Genomic DNA, 24,319 nt, shown 5'->3' on the forward strand with positions numbered 1-24,319 from the left:
CACCCCCAAAATAAAAAAAAGACGCTATGTTAAACAGCTGCCCCACCGTGCCGTATGACCATATTTTTTGAACCTGCCCTCGGCAGGTGGGTGCCCGCCCGACTACTTTGAATGTCCCCCGAACCTAAGTTGGGGCCTATTCGCCACAACCGGAGCCTGGCTCCCTCTTCATCGGTGTTGGCTCAAAAAATACAGTAGCTCTCGCACACAGCAGGGCTGTGTTATTTGCTGTCTTTAGTTTAGCACACTTGTTATGAACTTTTCAACTGGCAAATTGTCGGTGCTAAAACCATAACTTTTGTCGTATTTTTTACTAAAATAAATTTTTTTTAGGAGGTGCAGAAGTGACCAACGCTTTTACAGTTTTAATTGTAATGGCACTTTTAGTAGAAGTCAGCGTGGATATCCTGAAATCCGCGGTTCCCTTTATCCACGGTCAACGCAGTCAGCTGTCCTCCATGGTCCTCGGAGTCTGCCTGACGGTGGCAACCGCCACCGGACTCTTGTCAATGATGGGGGTTCAGATGAGCTTGCCGTGGATAGATTGGTTCCTGACTGGTTTAATTATTTCCCGAGGCTCAAACTTTATCCATGATTTGCTTGCAAAAATCCGCACCACTTGATTCAGCCGACTGAATGCGCCACCATTCGACAATAGACTTCCAGTATAATCTATTTATTCAAGCGGGAAAGGAGGAATGCTATCTGTGTGTAATCAAGTTGGTATTGCCCAGTAAGCAAGCAATTGACCTTTTCCCCAGCATTGGTTCTCTTTCCGGCATTGAGCAATCCAAGCTCAATTGTTGGCTGGATCAGGATAAATTGGCGGTCCAGGGCGATAATTACTGGTTTTTATTTACCTGCGAGCCCCGGAGCATGGTTTTGCAACGGGTCAGCGATTATAATCCCCTGCTGGGCGGAAAGGCACTGCCGCTGACCAAAGCCCTCAATCAGCTGGCCCGGGACCGTGTGCAAAGTCTGGTTATCGAAAAACGTCCTTATGAGGTTAATGTGTCTACTGGCAATAAACTATTAAAATTACTGCGCCTTCGCCAGGGCAGCCGTTTCCGGTGCAGCAACCGAGCGGTAAGAAATTTTTTCGGCCACTTTCGTCCCCGGGAATTGCCCAAGCGTCGTCTCTGTCTGACAGCTCTATCCGAGCAGGCGCTAATAAAACCCGATAAGATAACGGCAATGTCCGATTCACCCACCCTGCAATCCGTTCTGGTGGTGGGGAGAGACGGCGCCGGCTTTAAGTGCTGCTTATCCCGGACCGGTTTGCGGATCACAGCCGCAGCCCCTGCCGGAAGCTTTTCAGTGCATCAATTTCGCAATGAACGAATACGTGTCACCGCCCATTGCCTTGAGCGCTTTCAGACACGGATTCTCACCGATGGGTCAAGTCCGCTGTATGCCGAAACCAAGCTCTTTAAACATATAAAAAATTCACCCGTAGACTATTCCTTTCGGATGGGCCATATAGTATTATTCAGCATAAACGAGACAAACTTTGTCGGCGCGATTAACCGTGATAAGCTGCATTTGGTGACAGTCTATCCGCAGACACAAATCGCACCTGCTAGTTTTCAGGAGCAGTTAATCGCCCTGCTGCAATCGGAAGTACTTCACTAATATTATAGTAAATCAACAACAATGCCCGGCCGCTGATACAGTGGCCGGGCATTGTTATTAATTTGTTTTTAAACCCAATTCAGCAAGTTGGCGCTCATCGATAGCCGCCGGCGCGCCGGTCATGAGCTCTGCCGCGCTGTTGGTCTTGGGAAACGCAATTACGTTGCGAATTGAATTTTCTCCCGCCAACAGGGCTGCCAGCCGGTCAAAGCCAAAGGCGACACCACCGTGGGGCGGGGCGCCAAATGAGAGCGCCTCCAGCAGGAAACCGAAACGTTCCTTTGCCTCCTGTTCAGAAAATCCGATGGCAGCTAAAACCTTGAGTTGGGTTTGGACGTTATGGTTACGAATGCTGCCGCCGGCAATTTCGACCCCGTTTAAAACCAAGTCGTAGGCCTGGGCCCGAACAGCTGCCGGGTCGGTGGCCAACTTATCCTCGTCCCCTGGTTCGGGAGCAGTGAAGGGATGATGGGCAGCAGTATAACGCCCCTCCTCGCTGTCATATTCAAAGAGCGGGAAGTTAACCACCCAGCAGGAGCGGATAGCGGCTTCATCTATCAGCTGCATTTCCTTGCCCAGATGGATCCGCAAAGCTCCCAGAGCCGGCAGGACGACGCCGAAGGTGTCTGTGTCCGCGACAAAGAATATTGTCGTGCCCGGCTTCGCCTGTAGCCTGTTGGTCAACGCCGTCAGTTGTTCGGCGCTGAAAAACTTGGCGATTGGCGAGCGTATACCTTCGGTCTCCACTGCCATCCAGGCCAGCCCTTTGGCGCCATGGGCTGCAGTGATGGTTGAAAGTTGGTCAACCTCTTTGCGGCTAAATTGCCCCGGCGCCAGCAGCGCCCGCACCGAACCACCCTTGGCAACAGCCCCGGAGAATACTTTAAACTCACTGTCGGCAACTAAATCTGAAACATCTGTGATTTCCATTGCAAACCGCAGATCGGGCTTATCGGAGCCATACTTCTCCATTGCTTGCTGCCACGGTATGCGCGCCAGCGGCAGGGGCAAATCATGCTCCTGAAACTCCTTGAGAATCTTGGCAAGCAATTGCTCAACCAGTGTCATAAACGCATCCTGGTCGATGAAAGACGCTTCTATATCAACTTGGGTGAATTCCGGCTGCCGTTCCGCCCGGAGATCTTCATCCCGGAAACAGCGGGCCAGCTGATAGTAGCGCTCCATGCCCGAGACCATTAACAACTGCTTAAATAGCTGGGGTGATTGGGGTAAGGCATAAAAATGACCGTTGTGAATGCGGCTGGGCACCAGATAGTCCCGGGCCCCCTCCGGTGTACTCCGAGTAAGGATCGGGGTCTCCACCTCGACAAATTCGTTGGCATCAAGGAAATCCCGGAAAGTTTTGGCCAGACGGGCGCGGACAAGCAAGTTCCTTTGCATCGCCGGCCGGCGCAAATCCAGATACCGATAGCGCAGCCGCAGGTTCTCGTCTACCTGGACGTCATCTGTAATATAAAATGGGGTCAACTCACTGGTATTGAGAATTTCCAACCCACTGGCGACAACTTCCAGTTCGCCGGTGGCCATCTCCCGGTTTATATTTTGTTCCTCCCGGGCCTGAACTTTGCCCCGCACACTTACCACATATTCCTTGCGAACTTCATCGGCGCTGGCAAATGCAACGCTTTCCGGATAATAGGTAACCTGCACCAGCCCCCAGCGGTCGCGGATATCCAGGAAAATTACGCCACCTAGGTCCCGGCGCCCGGCCACCCAGCCGCAGAGCGTCACCTCCTGGCCAATATGTTCCTTGGTAAGCTCACCACATTTATGTGTCCGTTCCATAATTATTTAACCCCTTCCAATGCCAGGATATGTTCTGTCAGTTTCTCCAGGGCCACCGCCGTCTGCTTGCCCGTCTCCAAATCGCGGACTTCCGCCTCGCCCCGGGCCAACTCATCGGGCCCAAAGATAAGCGCATAGCGGCAATTGTTTCTGTCGGCCTGCTTAAACTGAGCTTTGAAACTGCGCTCCAACAAATCCGCCTGGACTGCCACTCCCTGCTCCCGGAGACTGTATAGCCACTGATCGGCTTTTTTGGTGGTCTCCCCTGTTGCCACCAGGAACAGGCCGCTTCGGGGTGTCTCAGCGCCCGCGCTGGCAGAACACAAAAGCTCGATTCTATCCACGCCCAGGGCAAAGCCTACAGCCGGCACAGTCGGTCCACCCAGCAGCTCCACCAGACCATCGTAGCGACCGCCGCCGCCCAGCGCATCCTGTGCCCCCAGCTCTTTGGTCTTATATTCAAAAGTCGTGCGATTATAATAATCCAGGCCCCGCACCAAGCGGCCGTCCAAGCGATAAGAAATTTCCAGCTGATCCAGTCCTGTTTGCACCGCCTGAAAGTGGTCAGCGCAGGGTTGGCAGAGATGCTCGCTAATCAAGGGCGCCTGTTCCAAACGACGCTGGCACTCCTTATGCTTGCAATCAAGCACCCGCAGCGGGTTGCGGTCGATTCTGCCAACACAATTGGCGCACAACTCCTGTTTCCGCAGGTATTCAATCAAAACCTGTCTGTACTGGGCGCGGCACTCAGGACAGCCAATGCTGTTCATGACCAACTCCGTCTCAATCCCCAACTGCTGAAACCAGCGCCAACCCAGGGCAATCACTTCGACATCGGCCCGGGGGCCCTCAGCCCCAAACATCTCAATGCCGAACTGCCAAAATTGACGATAGCGGCCGGCCTGGGGACGTTCATAGCGAAACATCGGCCCCCAATAAAAGAGCTTTAGAGGCATCGGTCCATTATAAAGTTTGTGCTCCACCACTGCCCGCACCACCGGCGCCGTCCCTTCTGGTCGCAGAGTGAGACTGCGTTCACCACGGTCAGAAAAGGTGTACATTTCCTTTTCCACAATATCGGTGGACTCCCCTACCCCGCGCTCAAACAACTCACTATGTTCAAACATCGGCGTCCGCAATTCATGATAGCCATAAATTCTGGCCAACTCCGCAGCTGTAACCTCCATATGCCTGAAAACCTCTGCCTGCTCCGGCAGTAAATCCCGGGTTCCCCGGGGCACTGTGTACTTCATAATCAACACCTCCTGTAATCTCCCTGCAAAAAACAAAAAACCTGTCCCTAAATCAGGGACGGGTTCATTCCCGCGGTGCCACCCTGGTTGCCAAAACGGCCCCTCGAAGCGGATAACGGAGCCACCCGTTTGACGTTGGATGAACCTTTCTGTCAACTGCTCCGGGCTGTCTTTTCTGCCGCCACGTTCGGAGGGCTCTCAGTCTCGGCGCCTCCTCCCTGGAGAACAGCATCGGCATACTTCTTCCCATCATCGCATTGGACTATGTTGCCAGTATTTTACCAGTCCCGGCCAGCCCTTGTCAACTGGAATGACGTAACCAGTCCAATTTGCGCCGCACCAGATCCTGATTTCGCTCCAGATAGAGCTTTGGGTCACGGGGATTGTTTAGAGTCTCAATACTGTTATGACGGACAAGCTTGCTGACAGCTCCAGCACCCACTCCCAACACCGGTTCCGACTCGGCGATGCTGGCGATATTATAATAACAGTAGTGTCCTGGCAAGCTGAAACCTATATTCTCTAAATTGGCGGCAATGTTTTTCTGTCGATAGAGATAATAGGGCCCGTAGCCTGATTCATTCAGTCGCGCATATGCCGCCTCAGCAATCGAGACCGCCGTCTCCTGGTCAAGATACTGGGCACTGAGCTTGGCGCCCCGCTTCAAAGCCAGGGCATGCAATGTGATGTTTTGAACTCCGAGCCCAATGAACTGGTCCAAAACACTAACAAACAGCTCCGGGCTTTGTCCGGGAAGGCCGATGATTAAGTCAGTGTTGACCACCGGGATATTGGCGTTGAGGGCCAGCTCAAGAACATTGTAAAACTCTTCGACGCTGTGCCGCCTCCCGATTGCATCCAGAGTATGTTGATTGGGGAACTGACTGTTAATGCTCACCCGGGTGACGCCCAGTTGCTCCATCACAGAAAAAAACTCAGGCGCAAGCGTATCAGGGCGCCCGGCCTCGATTGTAAACTCGCCCCTGTAATCAGATACCGGTGTCAGCATTTGCTCCAATTGTCCGGCAGACAGGCTTGTGGGCGTACCGCCACCCACATAAATACTATTTACAGGTAATTGATACATTGCGCAGCCAGTGAGTAAATCAGACAATTCCCTGGCGACAGCATCAATGTAATCTGCAAGCAGATGGCGCCAATTATGCCTGATGTATCCGGGAAACGAGCAATAATTGCACCGACTGGGGCAGAAGGGCACAGAGATGTAGATACTGACTCCCCGTGGTTGTAATACCTGCTGGCCGTTTTCGACGGCAGACGTAACCAACTGCGCTTTTCCAGGCGCTAGTAGATACTGGGCCTTTAAAGTGTCGATAGTTTCTTCTCGCCCATGGGAGCTTAATAGTTTAGCTGCCACCTTGCCGGGGCGGACACCGGTGAGAATCCCCCAAGGGCTGGGAGATTGTCCTAGTAATCTCTCCAGCAAACTAAAGAGCCCCCGCAAATAATCCTGGCGGGTAGCCGGAATAATAGCCGTCTGCTTGCTTTTTCGGTCTTCAGCGCTGAGCAGCATTGCGTCATTACGGACTTGAACCGAGACCTTCAGGTCCCATTCCCCGTCAGCAGAAACAACCTGAGCTTCCGGGAGAGAGCGCAGCAAATTAATCCCCCGGTTCCACCAAACTCCCGGCGCATCAAAATATACCAGCATTCTTGCTCCCTCCCTACCCGACAGGCAAACCTATTCCCGGAGCACGCGCCGCATCAGCTGCACATCCTCCAGGTCAATATTGTACTGCTCAGCCAACTCAAGATCATCCATCCCCTGATCCATACTGTTCAATAGCTGATGCAAGTCTACCCGCCGCAATTTCTGCGCCCGCAATTTTTCCAGCGCTGCCCTGATGGTTTGCTCTTCCACCCCTAGTCCTCCTCGGCACAATATTTACCACTATTATGCCAATAAAAGGTCACGCTATCCCTGCAGCCAGGGGTTGTCTGCCCGTTCTCTGCCGATTGTTGTCTCGGGGCCGTGGCCGGTAAGCACCCTGGTGTCATCAGGAAGTGTCAGTAGCCGCTCTTTGATGCTGGCCAGTAATTGCTGATGATCGCCTCCCGGCAGGTCACTGCGTCCGATGGAACCCTGAAACAGTGTATCGCCGGCCACCAAAACCTGATGACCATGGAGACAGATTCCGCCCCGGGTATGCCCGGGGGTGCTGATCACTGTCAGTTCACATGTGCCGAACCGAACTTTATCTCCATCAGCCAACAGTCGTTCCGGTTTCGGACTGATTACCGGCGCTCCCCAGTTGGCGGAGAGGTTCTGCTCCGGATCGGGCAACATCTCCGCATCATCAACACCAACAGAGAGCGGACATTGCCAGTGCTCGACAAGCTCTGCATTAGCGCCGATATGATCCAAATGGCCGTGGGTGTTTATAATCATTTGCACATCCAGGCCCAGCTCTTCCACCGCTGAAATAATAGCGTCCGCTTCGCCTCCGGGATCGATTACAATACCCGCACGGGTATCAGGGCACCAGAGCAAGTGACAGTTCACGCCCATATTGCCGACCACTAGTGTTTTTACTTTCATTGCATTCACCTCAAAATTCCCGTTTGCTATCGATTAACATCGTCACCGGCCCGTCATTGACCAGCGACACATCCATCATTGCTCCAAACACGCCGGTAGCTATCGGCACTCCCATGGCCGAGAGCTCACGACAATAAAGCTCATACAGCTCTTTGCCCAGCCCCGGCGGCGCCGATAAATGCCATGAGGGGCGCCTGCCTTTGCGGCAATCGCCATAGAGGGTGAATTGACTTACAACCAGAGCCTCGCCCCGTATGTCTAACAACGAATGATTCATTTTCTGTTCTCCATCGGCAAATACCCGCAAGTTTGCGGTCTTCTCCGCCAGGTAGAGGGCATCATCCGCTGTATCATCAACGCCAACGCCCACTAAAACCAGGGCGCCGGGGCCAATTGAAGCTACCTCCTCACCGTCGACGGCAACTGCTGCCCGGCTGACCCTTTGAAACACTATGCGCATCGATATCCTCCCCTATTTATGCTGCCGACGCCGCACTTCCATAACTGAACGCAGCGATTTCAAGCGTTCAGAAATTGTCCGTAAATGCTCCAGACTGGAAACTTCCACTGTGAGGTTGACCCGGGCAGAGCCGTCGTTCTGGCCGCTGCCGTGAATGGCGAGGATATTCGCTTTGGCCTCGCCGAAAATATGCATTATCTCCTGGAGCAAACCCTTGCGGTCCCAGGCGACAATAATCAATTCCACAGGGAAAGCCTGGTTCTCAGCCTCGCCCCAACTCACCTCCAGCAACCGTTCCTTCTGGGCTCCCCGGATACTGGGACAGTCCACCCTGTGGACAGAGACGCCCCGTCCCCGGGTCACATAGCCGACAATTTTGTCTCCCGGCACCGGCTTACAGCACCGGGAAAAGCGAATCAGTAGATTATCGGCGCCCTTGATTACAACATTCTGATCCTGCCTGCCCGTATCCCGCTGCTCCCGAACCTCATCCAAATCAGCCAGACGCACTTCCTCAGCGCGCTCTTTTAACGTGAGCTGGTAGAGCTTCCTGCCCACAGATGCCACGTTAAGTCCGCCATAGCCCAGGGCGGCAAAGAAATCATCGCCTTGTTTGGGATTGTAATTATAGCGCTTAATCAGTTGGTCAAAACGCTCTGTGATATCCGAGAGATTCAGGTTATAGCGCTTCAGCTCCCGGGCTAAAAGTTCACGGCCCTTTTCAATATTCTGCTCCCGACCCGCCCGTTTAAACCACTGCCGGATTTTTGTCCGGGCCTGGGAGGACTTGACCAGCTTCAACCAATCCCGGCTTGGGCTGGCGCCCTTTTGGGTGACAATCTCGACGATATCGCCGGTTTGCAACTTATGATCCAAGGGGACCAGCTTGCCATTGACTTTGGCGCCCACGGTTTTATTGCCGATATCGGTGTGAATTCGGTAGGCAAAATCCAGCGGCACCGCGCCCATTGGCAGGTCAATCACATCACCCTTGGGGGTAAATACAAAGACCTCGTCATCAAACAAGTCTATCTTCAGCGTCTCGATATATTCATTGGTGTCCTTGAGCTCCACCTGCCATTCCATAAACTGGCGGAGCCAGGATAATTTCTGTTCAAACTGGCGATCGCCCTTGCGGTTTCCTTCCTTATAACGCCAATGGGAAGCAAGCCCATACTCGGATGTATGATGCATCTGCCAGGTACGAATTTGAATTTCCACCGGCACGCCCTGGGGACCGATAACTGTTGTGTGCAGTGATTGGTACATGTTACTCTTGGGCATGGCAATATAATCTTTAAAGCGCCCCGGCACCGGCTTATACAGATTGTGGATATGACCCAACACCGTATAGCAGTCCCGAACGTTATCCACAACCACCCGCAGAGCGGTGAGATCAAAAATTTCATTCAGGGTTTTGTTTTGAACCTGCATCTTTCGCCAAATGCTGTAGAGATGCTTGGGACGCCCGGTTATCTCCGCCTTAAGGCCAGCGGTCTGCAAACTGTCGGAAATTTTAAAGCTGATTTCATTAATCAGTTGCTCCCGTTCTTCACGACGTTGCTGAATCTCCCTGGCAAGCTGATAGTATTGCTGGGGATGCAGGTAACGGAAGGACAGATCTTCCAACTCCCATTTAAATTTGAAAATCCCCAGGCGATGGGCCAGCGGCGCGTAAATCTCCATGGTTTCCCGGGCGATATCCTTCTGCCGGGTTGGCGGCATATGGCTGAGGGTGCGCATGTTATGCAAGCGATCGGCAAACTTGATGATTATTACGCGAAAGTCCCGGGCCATGGCCATAAACATCTTGCGCAAATTCTCCACCTGCTGCTGTTCCTTGGACTGAAAGCGCAGGCGTTTCAGCTTGGTAACACCGTCCACCAACTGGGCGATTTCGGCGCCAAAGTCGGCCTTGATTTCCTCAACAGACACATCAGCATCCTCCACCACATCATGTAAAAACGCGGCGGCGATTGTCTCCGGGTCCTGTTCCATCTCGGTGAGGATTTCGGCAACTGCCAGGGGATGGACGACAAAGGGCAGACCCGACTCGCGGAACTGCCCTTCATGAGCCCTTTGCGCCAGATTCCAGGCACGTTGAACCAGGTCCGCATCGTATCCCGGCGCATATTCAGCCAAACTGGCATGAATCTTATCCAAGTTCAAAATGCCCACCTCCTCCGGCTTCGTTTCCTTAGTATTTTATCAACGAATATATCGGATAATCGGCCAATTTCTCCCGACCATTCAAATAAGTCAGCTCAATCAAGAATAACACGCCGACAATCTCGCCACCCAGCTGGCGCACGAGATCCACTGCCGACCAGATAGTCCCGCCTGTGGCCAGCAAATCGTCTACAACCAGAACCTTGGTCCCTGGATTAATTGCGTCCTTGTGGATTTCCAAAGTGTCCTTACCATATTCCAACTCGTAACTGGCAGTGATTACATCAGCCGGCAGCTTGCCCGATTTGCGAACCGGCACAAAACCGGCATTCAACTTGTAGGCCAGAGGCGCTCCCATCAGAAATCCCCGGGCCTCGGGCCCGACCAAAACGTCAATCTCCAAGTCTGCCACCAAAGCGGCCATGTCATCAATGGACTGGCGGAAAGCGACGGGATCCTTCATCAATGTGGTAATGTCCTTGAAGCGGATGCCTTTTTGGGGAAAATCAGGAATCACCCGTATGGTTTGCTTCAAATCCATTATAATACCTCCCTCAATAAATAGATGTCCAGTCGGAAGCGGCCAACCGGCAGCTTCTGGACTCTAAAATGGCTGTTTGTTTCCCAAAACAGAATTCGCTATTAGTATGCCATTTCCTGCCGAAATCAAGAAAAACGCTTCGCTCTTCTTATATCCCCCCATCGAATAGCATACAATGCACCTAAAGTAAATAATTTCCCTACCGACAAAAAAGAACCTGCCGCACATTGCGGCAGGTTCTGTGCTTCTACGCTCGAACCTTCGTTTCCCGCATCCGCCAACTGTACCAAATGGGACTGGCAATGAAAATTGACGAAAAGGTGCCACTGATGATGCCAATAAACAATGGCAGCGCAAACGGGCGAATTGTCTCGCCGCCCAAAAACAACAGAGAACCGATAACCAGCAATGTGGTCAAAGAAGTGTTCAGGGACCGCACCAGGGTCTGGTTGATACTGCGGTTAACAGTCTGATCCAGCACCTTGAGACTGGACTCGTATTTCAAGTTCTCACGGATACGGTCAAAAAGTACAATCGTATCGTTAATCGAATATCCGACAATAATCAAGATGGTGGCGACAAAGGGACTGTTCAGTTCCACCTGCAGAATTGAAAAAGCGGAGATAACAACAAAAGTATCAAAGAACAGAGCTGCCAGAGCAGTGATCGCATATTTGAACTGGAACCTGTAACTGATGTAGCCGATTATTGCCAGAGCAGCAATCGATAAAGCCATCAGGGCATTACGAATCAACTCGCCGCCGACTACTGGCCCAACCCCTTCAATATCAAGGATGTTTTCATTGGTAAATCCGGCCCAGTTCTCACGGATTGCTGTCAACAAGCGTTCCTGCTCATCCTCGGTCAGGGGAACGGTGCGAATCACAAACTCATTTTCTCCATCCACTGTCTGGATAAAGCTGCCTTCAAGTGTGATAACCCGGCCGGTGGCATCTTCTGCCTCCACCTGAGACAAAACATCGCGCATCTCCTGGATGCTGACATTTCCGGGCAGCTCCAAATGCAAGCGGGTACCACCAGTAAAATCAATGCCAAAATTCAGGCCCTGAATCAATAACGATGCCAGACCAACAAGAATAATTGCCAGGGCGGCAACAAACCAAACACGGCGTCTCGCCATAAAATCAAAATTCATTACTTATTCACCCCCAGCAACCATCTGGCTTTAACTACGTTGGAAGCAATCAGATTGGACATCAGCAACCGATTAATTCCCAAAGCGGAGATCATGCTGACGATAACACCAATGGACAGCGTCAGGGCAAAGCCCCGAATCGGGCCGGTGCCAAACTGAAAGAGAATTGCCGCGACAATCAATGTGGTGACATTGGAGTCAAGGATGGTGCTCAATGCCTTCCGGAAACCAGATACAACACTGGTGCGGAAAGTCTTACCGTTATAGAGCTCTTCCTTTATCCGTTCAAAGATAATGACATTGGCATCCACGGCCATGCCGATGGTGAGAATTATACCGAGGATACCGGGAAGGGTAAGAACAGCGCCCATGGCCGTCAGCGTTCCCAGGAGCAGAACCAGATAGGCCAGCAGGGAAAAAGCGGCCATCAGACCCGGTAATCGGTAAAAAACAATCATAAATACTAAGATCAAAACCAGACCTATCATACCAGCCTGTAAACTGCGTTGCAGAGAATCAAGCCCCAAAGTCGGGCCGACAGTCCTCACCTGCAGCTGCACCAATTCCAGCGGCAGGGCGCCGGAGCGGAGCAAATTGGCAAGGTTGGCTGCTTCATCGATGGTGCCGATGCCCTCAATTTGGGCCTGACCGCCGGAAATCACACTGTTTACTACTGGATTGGAAATAATCTCGCCATCCAGGACAATTGGCACTTGCTGGCCGATATGTGTCCTGGTTAATTCTTCAAATAACTGGGCGCCTTCCGAATCAAAGCGCAGGGAAACAATCGCATTGCCGCGGTCGTCAAAACCTGCCTGAGCATTGCGTAAATTGGCGCCGGTTATCACTGTATTGCCATCGGCGTCCAGAAACTCCAGCTGGGCGGTGGTACCAATCATATCGAGAATCGCCTGCTGGTCCATGTCAACATTGGGGTCCACAGCAAGCTCAACCCGAATCCGCCGCTCGCCCTCCCGTTGAATAATCGGCTCGGCGAACCCAAACTGGTCCACACGGTTGCGCAGCACGGCAATTGTGCCCACCATGTCTTCTTCTGCTATCCGACCGCCACCGGGCTGATCGCCGCCGCGGCCAAACAAATTGTCAAACCAGCCGGTTATCCGCTGCAGGAATGACACACTTTCTTCTTCATCTGTCTCTTCATCCGGGCTGTCCTCGGACGGCTGCGCTTCCAGAAGCACATAGACCCCGCCCTGGAGATCCAGACCCAGGTTGATTTCGTCAATAATCAGAGGCACTGCCAGAGCTGTTGCTGATACAATCACAGCGATCAGCAAAATCAGCGTCAGCAGCTTGTTCCACTGAATCATCGCATTCTCCCCTTCCTCTCGCCATACTCCCAACATTATAACCTTGTCCCAATGTCAGTGTCAATTTTGTTTAGAGCAGGCGAGACTCATTAATTACTAGTGAAAACGAACTGTCCAGGTGATCGGCGGCCCGGCGGCACATAATCATCCGGGTAAGGAAAATCTCAAAATACTCCATAACATCGCTGATTTCAGTATCGATTTCCAACTCCAGGGTGATAATTCTTTGTTCTGAATCAACACGCAAAAAGGAATGCTGAGCGGCGTAATTAACCCGGTCGTGGATATCAAAATTCACCACATCCGTATTGCGCACCCGGGAGCGATGGACATCAGATTTATCCGCCAAAATTAAGGCCGCGGCGATATGGTTCACCGGATGTCCGTATTGTTCTTCATGATTGCCGACAGCAGCTGCCACCAAAGCGATTTCCTCCCAGGCCATGCCTAAATCTTTCAGGGCCTGAATCGCCATATAGGCGCTGGACTGACCATGATTATAGCGGCTGATGACATTGCCCATATCATGCATATAGCCAGCAATCTCAGCCAATTCACAATCTCGTTTGGGATACCCAAGGCGTGAAAGGGTGTTGCCGGCAATTTTTGCGACCAGACCGGCATGGCGGTAACTGTGCTCAGTAAACCCCATGGCGCCCAAATGCTCATTACCAATCTCAATAAAAGTTTGCACCATGGGCAGTTTTTTAACATCTTCAACTGTGATTGGTTTGCTCATTTGCTCTGCTCCTCTTTTCCAAAAAATCGACAACGGTTTGGGTCACCTCATCAATACTGAGGGGGTCGGTGATTATTAACAAATCGCATTCTTCACGGGCAAACTTCAATCGCTGCTGTTGGATTTGCAATTGTTTTTCCGACCAGGCAAAGCTAGGCCGCCGCTTGCAGGCGGTTTCGAAAGTACAAGTTAGCATTACCAAAACAGTCGGCCGTTTATACTTCCACAAACGTCGGACCTCCGAATGCTCCTGGGGAACATTCCTGGCATTGTAGCCCAAATCGTTTAAATTTTTCACCAAAGTTGTTTTACCCGCAGCACAATTGCCCACAACAGCAATGATCTCATCCATAGTCTGTCACTCCAACGGAAATTCAACCCGCATTCGCCGGATGCCATTGCCCGCACGATCACGGATTGATACAACCGCCACCGAGGTATCGTCCTGGGGACGACCATCATCTAAAGCGATTGCGTGATTGATAATCTGTCCAGCAACATAATCAGGCGCGATATCCTGTTTATAAAAGTGATGAATCTTTTGCAGCCAGGCCTCCACAGACATTTCTTTGCCTGAACGAACGCCGGCACTGAGGACTCCGTCACTGAAGGTGACAGCCATCAGACCAGCCCTAAGGGGCAGCTGTTGAATCTGGGGACGGGTAAAACGGTAAAATCCCAGGGGCGGGCAATCGCTGTCAAAGCGCCACGCCCGCTCCGCCGAAAAAACAAAAATCGGGCAGTTGCCGCTGCGTGTCAGGACCAGGGTTTTGGTGTCTGTGGCCACTGAAATCATGCCGATGGTAGCGCTGACACGCCCGCGCTTTTGCACATAGAGCCAATCGTGGATTGCCCTGACCACGGCCCCGTCTCTAGCCCCATCAGTTATCAATGCTGAGGCCTTGCCCGCCAGGGCTGAACTAATTGTCTTAGCGGCCCGGCCGCTGCCCTGACCATCGACAATCAGCACTGAAACTCCGCCCAAGGGGCGCTCCACCACTTCGGCGCTGTCTCCGGCCTGACTGACTGCATGTTTTGCTGTTTTATCAACGGCGACTGCAATCTGCATTAGACTCCCCTTCCCTTTTCTCAAGACCTGAAATAAATTATAATTTAGGTGGCAAAAAAATGCAAAGAAAGGAGCATTGTCTTGAAACTAGAACAGTACATCCACCCCTCAGCGGTGTTAATGGGTGACATCACATTGGGAAAAAAAGTTAGTATCTGGCCGTTGGCGGTGCTGCGGGCAGATATGGCTGCCATGACCATCGGCGACCAAACCAACATTCAGGACGGGGTTGTGCTGCATGTTGACAGCAATCATCCCCTTGAAGTTGGCAACCGGGTGACCATCGGCCACAAAGCCGTCCTCCACGGCTGCACAATTGCTGACAACTGCCTGATTGGGATTGGCTCAATTGTTCTCGATGGCGCCGAAATTGGCGAAAACTGCCTAATTGCAGCCGGCAGCTTAATCTCACCGGGGAAAAAGATTCCAGCCAATTCTCTTGTTATGGGCAAGCCTGCTCGAATTATCCGCTCGCTAACCCCGGAAGAAATTGAGGCAGTCGGCAAGTCAGCGGAAAATTATTGGCAGATGGCCCAAAAACAGCTGGTGCATGATAATGAATTCGTCCCTGAAAAAAGAGAGCAGATTTAGGTCTGCTCTCTTAATCTTTCTATTCGTCCTCTTCATCTGAACCATTATCTTCTTCATCTTCGCCTTCCCCGTCTTCATCATCTTCATCATCTTCATCATCAACCGGGGTAAAACCGCGACTGCGCCAGAAGTTAGCCAAATCTTCCTGGCTGGGGACTTCCAGTCGGTCAACAACCCAGTCACCGGCTTCTTCAACAAAGTAATAAGTATAGTACTCCAATTGCTCGCGAACATTATCGCCGTCTGTTTCGATTCGCATGAACTCAGCCCGAACAACTCCCTGACGCCAACCGCGGTCCAACACCTGAACCTGGATATCGCCGATGATTTCCGAGACAGTTTGCTGCTGGGTAAAGGCGTCTACCCGATCATTTGCAGTCTCCCTGAGGTAATCGGCAAACCGGCCGCTGACATTATCGATACCTTCCAAACCGGTCATGCTCTGATAATCATAATTAAAGTAGCTGGCGCTGAAGTCTTTGGCACTTGCTTCCATAGCTGCCGTCGCCCCCGGCAAATACGCCTGGTAATACCAAATTGCACCGCCACCAACCGCCAGCACAGCCACAGTCAGGACAATCAACAAAATATTGGTCCATACCTGTTTACGTCTGTTGGATTTCCTATGCTTCACCACATGCCTCACCTCTTACCGATAGTTTGTTCATTCAATGCCTGTTTAACTTTCAAAAACAGGGCCGCTTCCATGCGCATTTTTAGGAGCTCACACCCCAAGTCCCAGGGCTCATCCAGAGATTGATTGGCCCACCAGGCATTAGCGTGACAACCGCCACCGCAATAATACCGTGCCCAGCATTTGCGGCAGGTTTCTTTTTGCCACATGTCTGCAGCTGCAAAACTGTCCCGTACGCGGGGAGTGCTCACTCCCGTGTACACGTCGCCCAGACGCCATTCTGACTGCCCGACAAATTGGTGGCAAGGGTAGAGTTCCCCCGCCGGTGATACAGCCAGGTACTCGACACCGGCGCCGCAACCCGACGCACGCTTGGCGCCACAGGGGCCCTGGCTCCAATCAATAAGAAAATGAAAGAAAACAAATGGTTCCGGTGTGTTCAAAGCCAGCTCCGCCAGCTGCCAATATTGCTGTCGCAATTGGGGCAAATGCTCAGTCCTAATCGCCAAATGGGACCGGGCCGGGGCCACCACCGGTTCCAAAGAGAAGCGCCGAAAACCCAAGTCCAGCCAATGCTCAATATCCCGGACAAAGTCTGTGTTAAGAGCGGTATATGTACCACGCACATAATGGTTGTCCCCGATTTTCGCAAGCAAAGCCTGAATATTCTCGGTCACTGCCTGGTAACTGCCACAACCATCGCAGCCAGGTCGCATCTTATCATGTACCTCCGGACGGCCGTCATGGCTTAGCACCAAATCCAACCCCAGCTCGGCAAGTTCATGCTGCAAGGCGGGAGTGAGAGCATTTGCATTGGTTGTCAGAGTAAGATTTACCTTTTTGTTCAGTGCCTCAGCACGCTCCCGAGCATAGGCAGCCGTCCTGCGGACAACCTCCATGTTCAGCAGAGGCTCACCGCCAAAAAAGTCAATCTCACAGGTGTGGCCGCAGCTGGACAACAGCAAATCGACAGCAGACCGGGCCACATCAGCGTCCATCAATCCCCGTTCACCGCCAAAACTGCCGGTGGAGGCGAAACAATAGCGGCAACGCAAATCGCAGTCATGGGCGACATGCAGACACATCGCCTTAAAACGTCCACCACCCGGCCGCTGCCGCGGCTTTACATCCCGGGTGAACAACAACTCCTGCTCAATCAGCCCGTGAACCTCCTGCCAGGAATCGGCGAGTTCCTCGGGAGAGAACTGCCAATCCCGCGCTAAATCCTCAAAACTTTTGCCCTCTGCCAAAGCCTTAAAAACGGCCAAAGCCGGCGCATCAAACACATGGACGGCGCCGGTCGGCACATCAAGCACAATATTGAGCTCACCGCGGGTTATTAAATGATAATTTCCCGGATTCATCCCTTGTTGACACAGACCTGGTTGCCAACAGTGCACGACGTTTTACATGCCGACTGACAAGAAGTCACACACTCGCCGCACGCCGCAGCATCGGTATTTTTTTGGCCGCCATAGACGGTAATAATATGTTTCATAATTCCAGCCTCCTTGCAAATATAGTTTATCTTATCATTTTTAAAATCTAGTGACAATATACAAACCTGCCCGACGCCGAATCCATTTATGCTATAATGGAGCAGACAGAAAGGAGGACCCCAAGTGCATGTACTTTGGCAATTATTCTCTTCATTTTTCAAAGTAGGCGCATTCACCATTGGTGGCGGTTATGCCATGCTGCCGGTAATGCGCAGGGATATTGTTGAGCGCCTGGGCTGGCTGGAAGATGACGAATTCACCGAAACAATTGCCGTCACCCAGTCCGCACCCGGTGCAATCGCCGTAAACACCGCAATTTTCATTGGTAACAAACAAGCCGGCATTCCCGGCGCCTTGGCCGGTTGCCTGGGCGTTATTTTGCCATCATTTATGATTATCCTCAGCATTGCGGTATTCTTCACCAACATATTGGAGTGGGAGCCGGCGGTAAAATTCTTTGCCGGCGTGCGCCCGGCGGTTGTCGCCTTAATCGCCCATGTGGCCTGGAAAATGGCGCGTAAACTTGTGCGGGGCAGATTCTTCATCGCGCTGTTTGCAGTCGCGCTGGCGGCGATTGTTCTTCTCCCAGGTGTTCACCCGGTTATCTTTATTATTGCCAGCGGCCTGGTCACTTTGGCCTGGGCTGCATTGAACAAGAACGGGGGTGAACAATAATGCTTACTTTGTTCACTACTTTCTTCCGCATTGGACTGTTTACCTTTGGCGGCGGTTACGCGATGATCCCTTTGATGGAAAAGGAAATCCTCATCCATGGCTGGCTGACCCAGGCCCAGTTTCTAGACATCGTCGCCGTGGCGGAAATGACCCCCGGCCCAATCTCGATTAATTCGGCAACCTTTGTCGGTTATCAGGTGGCCGGTGTTCCTGGCGCCGCCCTTGCGACATTGGGCGTTGTCACTCCGTCACTGATCATCATGATCATCTTTGCTAAGTTCCTGGCAAAACTCAAGGCCAGCAAGTACGGGGTGTCGTTACGCGGTGTCAGCGTTGCCGTCACCGCCCTGATTGCCGCGGCCGTGGTCAGCCTCTTTGGCCCTGCGGTTCAGACTCCGGTAGATGTAATTTTTGCCCTGATTGCCTTCGGGCTTGCGGCCGGAACCAAACTGAGCCCAATCTACATCATTCTCCTGGCTGGAATTGCCGGCGTCATCTTTATGTAGTTTCCCTTGACAAGTCCCAAACATCGATTTATAATCTGCTTTAATACAGTAAATCCCGGGACAGGGAGAGTAGCAAGGGATTTTTGTTCCAGCGAGTCGGAGTTGGTGGAAGTCCGGCAACAAGACTCTTGTGAAGCGCACCCTGGAGGAGGTCCTCTGAATTCAGTAGGAGGATTCGGCATCCGCCGTTATCGGAGTAAGTGGATATGGACTTGTTCTGTATCAATTAGAGTGGCACCGCGGAAATAACCGTCTCTTACCGGAGGCGGTTTTTTGTTTTCCGGTTCCCAGAACAAATCCCTATCAATGAGAGTGGCACCGCGGGTCAACCCGTCTCTTTTTGGAGACGGGTTTTTTATATAATTTTGTAGGTCCTTCTGCTAATCGGGTTTTAGCAATTATAAACCATCAATTCTAAGGAGTGCATGCAAATGACAAAAAAACATAAAGTGATTCTCGCCTATTCCGGCGGTCTGGACACCTCGGTATGCATCAAGTGGCTGCAGCAAAAGTACGGCTGTGATGTCGTTGCCCTTGGACTGGAAGTTGGCGAAAACAAAGACCTGGAACAAGTCAAGCAAAAGGCGCTGGCGGTTGGCGCAATCAAAGCAATAGCGATTGACGCCAAACAGACTCTGGCCCGGGAGTACATCGCTCCGGCCCTGATGGCCAATGCCCTCTACGAGGGCAAGTACCCCCTGTCCTCGGCCCTTTCCCGCCCTCTAATCTCCCGCTATCTGGTGGAGACGGCCCGCAAGGAAGGGGCCACGGCGGTGGCCCACGGCTGTACCGGTAAGGGCAACGATCAGGTGCGATTTGAGATCTCGGTCCAGGCCCTGGCCCCGGACCTGGAGATCATCGCCCCGGTGCGGGAGTGGAAAATGAACCGGGATGAGGAAATCTCCTACGCCCGGGAGCAGGGAATCCCGGTGCCGGTTAACCTGGAAAAGCCCTATTCCATCGACGCCAATATCTGGGGGCGGGCCTGTGAGGCCGGCGTGCTGGAGGACCCCTGGCAGGCAGCGCCTGAGGACGCTTTCGCCTGGACAAACCCAATCGAAAACACCCCGGACGCGCCGGAAACTGTCGAGATCAGCTTTGAGCAGGGTCTGCCGGTGGCCCTGAACGGTACCCAACTTGACCTGGTCAGTATCATCGAAACCCTTAACGAACTAGGCGGCAAACACGGTGTCGGCTGCATCGACCACATCGAGAACAGACTGGTGGGCATCAAGTCCCGGGAGGTCTACGAATGCCCCGGGGCAATGATTCTTATCAACGCCCACCGGGAGCTTGAGTTCCTCACTTTACCCCGAGAAGTGAGCCGCTTCAAGCCCCAGGTGGAACAGGCGCTGGCCCAGGCGCTCTATGACGGGCTCTGGTACTCCCCCCTCACAAATGCCCTCAACGCCTTTATCCGGGAAACCCAAAAGACCGTGTCCGGCACTATCCGCGTCCAACTCCATAAAGGTAATTACCAGGTCACCGGCAGAATGGCCCGGACCAGCCTCTATAATGAGAAACTGGCGACCTATTCCCAGGGCGACGTGTTTGACCATGACGCCGCCGCCGGCTTTATCAAGCTCTGGGGGCTGTCCACCAAGACCTACTCAGCAGTAAATCAGCCCAAGGAGGTGCTGCAACGTGTCAAATAGCAAACTCTGGGGTGGCCGCTTCACCAACGAGACAAACCAGCTGGTGGATAATTTCACCGCCTCCATCAGCTTTGATCAGGAACTTGCCGCTGAGGATATCGCCGGCAGCATCGCCCATGCCAAGATGCTGACCGAATGTAAAATTATCACGCCGGATGAAGGCTACAGAATAGTCCAGGGCCTGGAGAAAATCGCCGAAAAACTTGAGCAGGGCAAACTAGAACTTTCGGTCGCCGATGAAGACATTCATATGAATATCGAGAAGCTGCTAATCGCTGAAATCGGCCCTACGGGGGGCAAGCTCCACACCGGCCGCAGCCGCAACGATCAGGTAGCCACCGACATGCACCTCTACTTAAAAAACCACACCGAAAAAATTATCAGCCACCTGGGCCAGGTCCAGCTGGCCGTGCTCAAACAGGCCGAAGCCCATGTGGACACCATCCTCCCCGGCTATACCCATCTCCAGCGCGCCCAGCCCGTATCCTTTGCCCACCACCTGCTGGCCTATTTTTGGATGCTTGAGCGGGACAAAGAGCGCCTACAAGACAGTCTCAAGCGGGTGGACATATCGCCCCTGGGTGCCGGCGCCCTGGCAGGGACCACCTTTCCCATCGACCGCCAAAAAACCGCCGACCTGCTGGGTTTTTCCCAAGTCTATGCCAACAGCATCGATGCTGTCAGCGACCGGGACTTTGTGCTGGAATTCCTCGCCGCCGCCTCGATTATGATGATGCATATCTCCCGGCTTGCCGAGGAGCTGATTGTCTGGTCCAGCCAGGAGTTCCAATTCGTGGAGCTGGATGATGCCTTTTGCACTGGCTCCAGCATCATGCCCCAAAAGAAAAACCCCGATGTGCCGGAGCTGCTCCGGGGCAAAACCGGCCGCGTCTACGGCCATCTAATCGGACTGCTCACCGTGCTCAAGGGCCTGCCCCTGGCCTACAACAAAGACATGCAGGAAGACAAGGAAGGTATGTTGGACACTGTAAAAACACTGACGGGGGCCCTGAAGCTGCTGGCGCCGCTGATTGAAACAATGCGGGTAAACAAAGCGGCGATGCACAAGGCGGTCCGGGAGGACTACTCCGGCGCCACCGACATCGCCGATTACCTGGCCGCCAAGGGACTCCCTTTCCGGGAAGCCCACGCAATCACCGGCCAGATCGTGCTCTATGCGATTGAGCACAAAAAACATTTGACGGCCCTCAGCCTGGAAGAATACCAGCAGTTCAACCCCCTCATCGACCAGGATATCTATCACGTGCTGGCACCGGAGCAGATTATCGCCGCGCGCAATAGCGAAGGTGGCACCGGGCAAGCCCAGGTGCACAAACAACTGAAGCAGGCCCGCAGGCGTGTTGGTTAGGTCGGCATAATTATCGCAACCAACAATAAAAAAAAGACCTGTCGCCTGACAAGCCTGTTTTAGATATAAGGATGCCCGGTGAATGTTGCCATTCACTGAACAAAGTTATACTAAAGTAAAAGTTCTAACTTGTCAAGGTATTTTGCAAAAAACCATGATAAGTTAAGCTTTACGCCCATCCTTAACCGGTAAAGGATGGGTTTTTTGCATTCACAGTTTTACTTCCGGACCGCCCAGGGATATATTATCCTCCTGATACTAATTAGGGGGAGTGTGTATGGCACAGATTGTATTGCAGGCGGTGAACAAACAGTACCAGGTTTACAAACGGCCACCAGGTCTGATGGGCGCAATCCGGGCGCCTTTACCCGGGAACGCATACCGGTTGACGCCCTAAACAATGTCAGCTTCAACATCAATGAAGGTGAACTGGTTGGCTACATTGGCCCCAATGGCGCCGGCAAATCAACCACGGTCAAAATTATGAGCGGGATCCTAATACCTGACAGTGGCCACTGCCAGATTATGGGGCGAGTGCCCTGGCAGGAGCGCACAGCCCATGTCGCCCAAATCGGCGTAGTATTTGGCCAGCGCAGCCAATTGTGGTGGGATTTGCCGGTTCAGGATTCCTTCGACTTGATCCGGGACATCTATGGAATCAACGCCCGAGACTACAGCAAACGCCTGACAAATCTTACAGACATTTTGGACATCGCAAACCTTTTGGGCATACCTGTGCGTCAACTCAGCCTCGGCCAACGTATCCGTTGTGAGCTAATCGCTTCGCTGCTCCATAACCCCCGAATCCTCTTTCTCGATGAGCCAACTATCGGCCTCGATGCAGTCTCCAAGCTGGCCCTGCGCAGCTTTCTCAAGGAGCTCAACGAAAAACATGGCGTAACGATGATTCTTACCACCCATGACATGACTGATATCGACAGCCTTTGTCGACGGGTGATGGTCATCGGCCGCGGGCACTTACCATTTGACGGCAGCCTGCAGCACTTGAAACAACGATATTCACCCCAGCGCCGCATCAGGGCCAAACTTTCCCGGCCTGTCACCGTCACTCATTTAGCGGGTGCCGAGCGGGTGGAAATGTCCAACGGCGAATACCTGGTATACTTTCGCCCGGATCACACCCCTACCCAGGAAATGATTGCTACCCTGGCCGCCTCCTGTCCGCTTGCGGACATGATGGTGGAAGAGCAGGATGTGGACCAGATGATTGCCGATATGTACAAGGAACTTCGGTTATGCCAGTGACAGCCTACCTCTCGCTTGTGCGTATCCAACTAATCTCGGGTCTGAAATTTCGGGCTGCGGCTTGGGCAAAGATGAGCACCTTTATCTTTTACGGGTTTGTCCACGTGGTTCTGATTCAGATATTCTACCGGTTTGGCGAAAACACCGGCGCCGGTTTCACTGCCGGCATGAACATGGGGCAGGCCATCAGCTATGTCTGGCTGATTCAGGTTATCGCCCATATCCTGCCGGCGATGTCAGTGGACTCAGAAGTCTGGCAAAAGATCCGCAACAGTGATATTGGTATCGAGCTTTGCCGACCACTGGACCTGTATGCCCATGGGTTTGCCCGGGCAGCGGCCCTCCGCCTGGCGCCGCTTTTGATGCAACTGGCACCCGTCACCCTGATTATCATGCTCCTGCCGGCGCCGTACAATTTACAAGGGCCCGCTTCACTGGCAAATCTTTTTGCCGCTATGCTGGCCCTAGCTGCGGCGCTGCTCCTGGCCTGCGCCTGTATAACCTTCACATATACCTTGCTGATGCGTGTTACTTGGGGGGAGGGACCCACTCACATCGTCCTCGGCCTGATTACGCTTTTATCCGGGGCAGAACTGCCCCTGCAACTATGGGCGGACTGGACCCAGGCAATCCTCTACTGGCAGCCCTTCGCTGGTCTGGTAGATATTCCCCTGCGCCTGTATACTGGCACCCTGCCGGCAGTTGCAGTCTGGTCTGCAGTCGGATTGCAACTGGCCTGGACCCTCGTCTTTATCATTCTGGGCCGGTTTCTGCTGAACAGACAATTCCGGCGCCTGGTAATTCAAGGAGGTTAGCAGATGACCGGATTCAACCTTTACTTGCGGTTTATTCGCCTGAACTTCCTGGCAAACCTCCAATATAAAGGCTGGCCCCTGCAAATGGCGATGGTTCTGTCCACTGTGATCAGCGACCCGATTGCAGTATTTTTGCTTTTTGCCCGCTTTGGCAACATCGGCGCCCGCTTTCATGTCCATAGGCTCTCCCGGGTCGTCGGAGGTCTGTTTATGATTGGCTGGGCCCTGGCTCGATTGGAGATAGTCCTGAGGGCACCAACAACCATTCTGTTGGTCTTCGCTCTAGTCGGCGGCTATGCCATCTATACCGGTGTATTTATTATCTCGGCCGCCATTTCTTTCTGGACAATCAATGCCCTGGACTGGATTTATATCTTCACCAATATAAGCTATCAAATAACAAAATGTCCACCCCAGCTCTTACCTGCCTGGCTTAAAAATACCTTTCTCTACATCATGCCGATGCTCGCCTTCGCCTATTGGCCGGCAGCGGCGATTGGTGGTTGGGACGGAGTTTCCCCCGCCCTGGGTTGGTTGGCCCTGCCAGTCGGACTCGCATTTTTGGCCACCGCAATAATGGTATAGCGGATAGG

25 protein-coding genes, 1 other RNA gene and 1 pseudogene are annotated in these 24,319 nt (G+C 52.8%); 10 read left to right on the forward strand and 17 right to left on the reverse strand.

The window, feature by feature from the left end:
• Window positions 1-35 precede the first annotated feature (35 nt).
• Window positions 36-220, reverse strand: a non-coding RNA gene (ssrS, locus tag FH749_05685) — 6S RNA.
• A gap of 124 nt (window positions 221-344) precedes the next feature.
• Between ssrS and FH749_05690 the strand changes: the two genes are divergently transcribed.
• Complete coding sequence (locus FH749_05690; protein MTI94969.1) at window positions 345-623, forward strand: hypothetical protein; 279 nt, start codon at window positions 345-347, stop codon at window positions 621-623.
• Window positions 624-720: 97 nt separating this feature from the next.
• A complete protein-coding gene (locus FH749_05695; protein MTI94970.1) occupies window positions 721-1,632 on the forward strand; it encodes a hypothetical protein in 912 nt (303 codons plus the stop codon).
• 57 nt (window positions 1,633-1,689) lie between these two features.
• On the opposite strand, the gene aspS is transcribed toward FH749_05695, so the two are convergent.
• The 13 genes from aspS to FH749_05760 form a co-directional block, all read right to left on the reverse strand.
• Window positions 1,690-3,438 (reverse strand): aspartate--tRNA ligase, encoded by a 1,749-nt coding sequence (aspS, locus tag FH749_05700; protein MTI94971.1) that lies wholly within the window; start codon window positions 3,436-3,438, stop codon window positions 1,690-1,692.
• Window positions 3,439-3,440: 2 nt separating this feature from the next.
• Window positions 3,441-4,691, reverse strand: a complete 1,251-nt coding sequence (locus FH749_05705) for a histidine--tRNA ligase (GenBank protein ID MTI94972.1) — start codon at window positions 4,689-4,691, stop codon at window positions 3,441-3,443.
• 301 nt (window positions 4,692-4,992) lie between these two features.
• Complete coding sequence (hemZ, locus tag FH749_05710) at window positions 4,993-6,363, reverse strand: coproporphyrinogen dehydrogenase HemZ (protein MTI94973.1); 1,371 nt, start codon at window positions 6,361-6,363, stop codon at window positions 4,993-4,995.
• A gap of 30 nt (window positions 6,364-6,393) precedes the next feature.
• The gene (locus FH749_05715; GenBank protein ID MTI94974.1) at window positions 6,394-6,573 is read right to left on the reverse strand and encodes a hypothetical protein; all 180 of its coding nucleotides are present in this window, start codon (window positions 6,571-6,573) and stop codon (window positions 6,394-6,396) included.
• Window positions 6,574-6,627: 54 nt separating this feature from the next.
• The gene (locus tag FH749_05720; protein ID MTI94975.1) at window positions 6,628-7,251 is read right to left on the reverse strand and encodes an MBL fold metallo-hydrolase; all 624 of its coding nucleotides are present in this window, start codon (window positions 7,249-7,251) and stop codon (window positions 6,628-6,630) included.
• Between the two features lie 10 nt (window positions 7,252-7,261).
• Window positions 7,262-7,711 carry a D-tyrosyl-tRNA(Tyr) deacylase gene (locus tag FH749_05725; protein ID MTI94976.1) on the reverse strand — a complete coding sequence of 150 codons (450 nt, stop codon included), beginning with the start codon at window positions 7,709-7,711 and terminating at the stop codon, window positions 7,262-7,264.
• A 12-nt stretch (window positions 7,712-7,723) separates the two neighbouring features.
• Window positions 7,724-9,880, reverse strand: coding sequence for a bifunctional (p)ppGpp synthetase/guanosine-3',5'-bis(diphosphate) 3'-pyrophosphohydrolase (locus FH749_05730; protein ID MTI94977.1), 2,157 nt, complete (start codon window positions 9,878-9,880; stop codon window positions 7,724-7,726).
• A gap of 28 nt (window positions 9,881-9,908) precedes the next feature.
• Complete coding sequence (locus FH749_05735) at window positions 9,909-10,421, reverse strand: adenine phosphoribosyltransferase (protein ID MTI94978.1); 513 nt, start codon at window positions 10,419-10,421, stop codon at window positions 9,909-9,911.
• A gap of 247 nt (window positions 10,422-10,668) precedes the next feature.
• Window positions 10,669-11,577: a protein translocase subunit SecF gene (gene secF / locus FH749_05740; GenBank protein MTI94979.1), complete on the reverse strand. Its 909-nt coding sequence runs from the start codon at window positions 11,575-11,577 to the stop codon at window positions 10,669-10,671.
• Window positions 11,577-12,944, reverse strand: coding sequence for a protein translocase subunit SecD (secD, locus tag FH749_05745; protein MTI94980.1), 1,368 nt, complete (start codon window positions 12,942-12,944; stop codon window positions 11,577-11,579). The genes secF and secD overlap by 1 nt, the downstream gene beginning before the upstream one ends.
• Before the next feature lie 34 nt (window positions 12,945-12,978).
• Window positions 12,979-13,647: an HD domain-containing protein gene (locus tag FH749_05750; GenBank protein MTI94981.1), complete on the reverse strand. Its 669-nt coding sequence runs from the start codon at window positions 13,645-13,647 to the stop codon at window positions 12,979-12,981.
• On the reverse strand, window positions 13,625-13,999 hold the full coding sequence (locus FH749_05755) for a hypothetical protein (protein MTI94982.1): 375 nt from the start codon (window positions 13,997-13,999) through the stop codon (window positions 13,625-13,627). The genes FH749_05750 and FH749_05755 overlap by 23 nt, the downstream gene beginning before the upstream one ends.
• A 6-nt stretch (window positions 14,000-14,005) precedes the next feature.
• On the reverse strand, window positions 14,006-14,716 hold the full coding sequence (locus tag FH749_05760; protein ID MTI94983.1) for a serine/threonine-protein phosphatase: 711 nt from the start codon (window positions 14,714-14,716) through the stop codon (window positions 14,006-14,008).
• Between the two features lie 120 nt (window positions 14,717-14,836).
• On the opposite strand from FH749_05760, the gene FH749_05765 reads away from it, so the two are divergent.
• The gene (locus tag FH749_05765) at window positions 14,837-15,307 is read left to right on the forward strand and encodes a gamma carbonic anhydrase family protein (GenBank protein ID MTI94984.1); all 471 of its coding nucleotides are present in this window, start codon (window positions 14,837-14,839) and stop codon (window positions 15,305-15,307) included.
• A 19-nt stretch (window positions 15,308-15,326) separates the two neighbouring features.
• Here FH749_05765 and FH749_05770 read toward each other — a convergent pair whose 3' ends face one another.
• The 3 genes from FH749_05770 to scfA are packed head-to-tail and all read right to left on the reverse strand — an operon-like array spanning window position 15,327 to window position 17,439.
• On the reverse strand, window positions 15,327-15,944 hold the full coding sequence (locus FH749_05770; protein MTI94985.1) for a hypothetical protein: 618 nt from the start codon (window positions 15,942-15,944) through the stop codon (window positions 15,327-15,329).
• Between the two features lie 5 nt (window positions 15,945-15,949).
• The gene (scfB, locus tag FH749_05775; GenBank protein ID MTI94986.1) at window positions 15,950-17,305 is read right to left on the reverse strand and encodes a thioether cross-link-forming SCIFF peptide maturase; all 1,356 of its coding nucleotides are present in this window, start codon (window positions 17,303-17,305) and stop codon (window positions 15,950-15,952) included.
• Window positions 17,302-17,439: a six-cysteine peptide SCIFF gene (gene scfA, locus FH749_05780; protein ID MTI94987.1), complete on the reverse strand. Its 138-nt coding sequence runs from the start codon at window positions 17,437-17,439 to the stop codon at window positions 17,302-17,304. The genes scfB and scfA overlap by 4 nt, the downstream gene beginning before the upstream one ends.
• 124 nt (window positions 17,440-17,563) lie before the next feature.
• Between scfA and FH749_05785 the strand changes: the two genes are divergently transcribed.
• The 7 genes and pseudogenes from FH749_05785 (at window position 17,564) to FH749_05815 (ending at window position 24,311) form a co-directional block, all read left to right on the forward strand.
• Window positions 17,564-18,115 carry a chromate transporter gene (locus FH749_05785; GenBank protein MTI94988.1) on the forward strand — a complete coding sequence of 184 codons (552 nt, stop codon included), beginning with the start codon at window positions 17,564-17,566 and terminating at the stop codon, window positions 18,113-18,115.
• The gene (locus tag FH749_05790; GenBank protein MTI94989.1) at window positions 18,115-18,621 is read left to right on the forward strand and encodes a chromate transporter; all 507 of its coding nucleotides are present in this window, start codon (window positions 18,115-18,117) and stop codon (window positions 18,619-18,621) included. Before FH749_05785 ends, FH749_05790 begins: the two co-directional genes overlap by 1 nt.
• A 431-nt stretch (window positions 18,622-19,052) precedes the next feature.
• Complete coding sequence (locus tag FH749_05795) at window positions 19,053-20,276, forward strand: argininosuccinate synthase (GenBank protein MTI94990.1); 1,224 nt, start codon at window positions 19,053-19,055, stop codon at window positions 20,274-20,276.
• Complete coding sequence (gene argH / locus FH749_05800; GenBank protein MTI94991.1) at window positions 20,266-21,645, forward strand: argininosuccinate lyase; 1,380 nt, start codon at window positions 20,266-20,268, stop codon at window positions 21,643-21,645. Before FH749_05795 ends, argH begins: the two co-directional genes overlap by 11 nt.
• Before the next feature lie 277 nt (window positions 21,646-21,922).
• A pseudogene (locus tag FH749_05805) lies at window positions 21,923-22,911 on the forward strand (ATP-binding cassette domain-containing protein).
• Complete coding sequence (locus FH749_05810) at window positions 22,902-23,726, forward strand: hypothetical protein (protein MTI94992.1); 825 nt, start codon at window positions 22,902-22,904, stop codon at window positions 23,724-23,726. Before FH749_05805 ends, FH749_05810 begins: the two are co-directional and overlap by 10 nt.
• A gap of 3 nt (window positions 23,727-23,729) precedes the next feature.
• Window positions 23,730-24,311 carry a hypothetical protein gene (locus tag FH749_05815; protein ID MTI94993.1) on the forward strand — a complete coding sequence of 194 codons (582 nt, stop codon included), beginning with the start codon at window positions 23,730-23,732 and terminating at the stop codon, window positions 24,309-24,311.
• Window positions 24,312-24,319 lie beyond the last annotated feature (8 nt).

The sequence above is a fragment of the Bacillota bacterium genome (genome assembly GCA_009711825.1).
GTDB lineage: Bacteria > Bacillota > Proteinivoracia > UBA4975 > VEMY01 > VEMY01.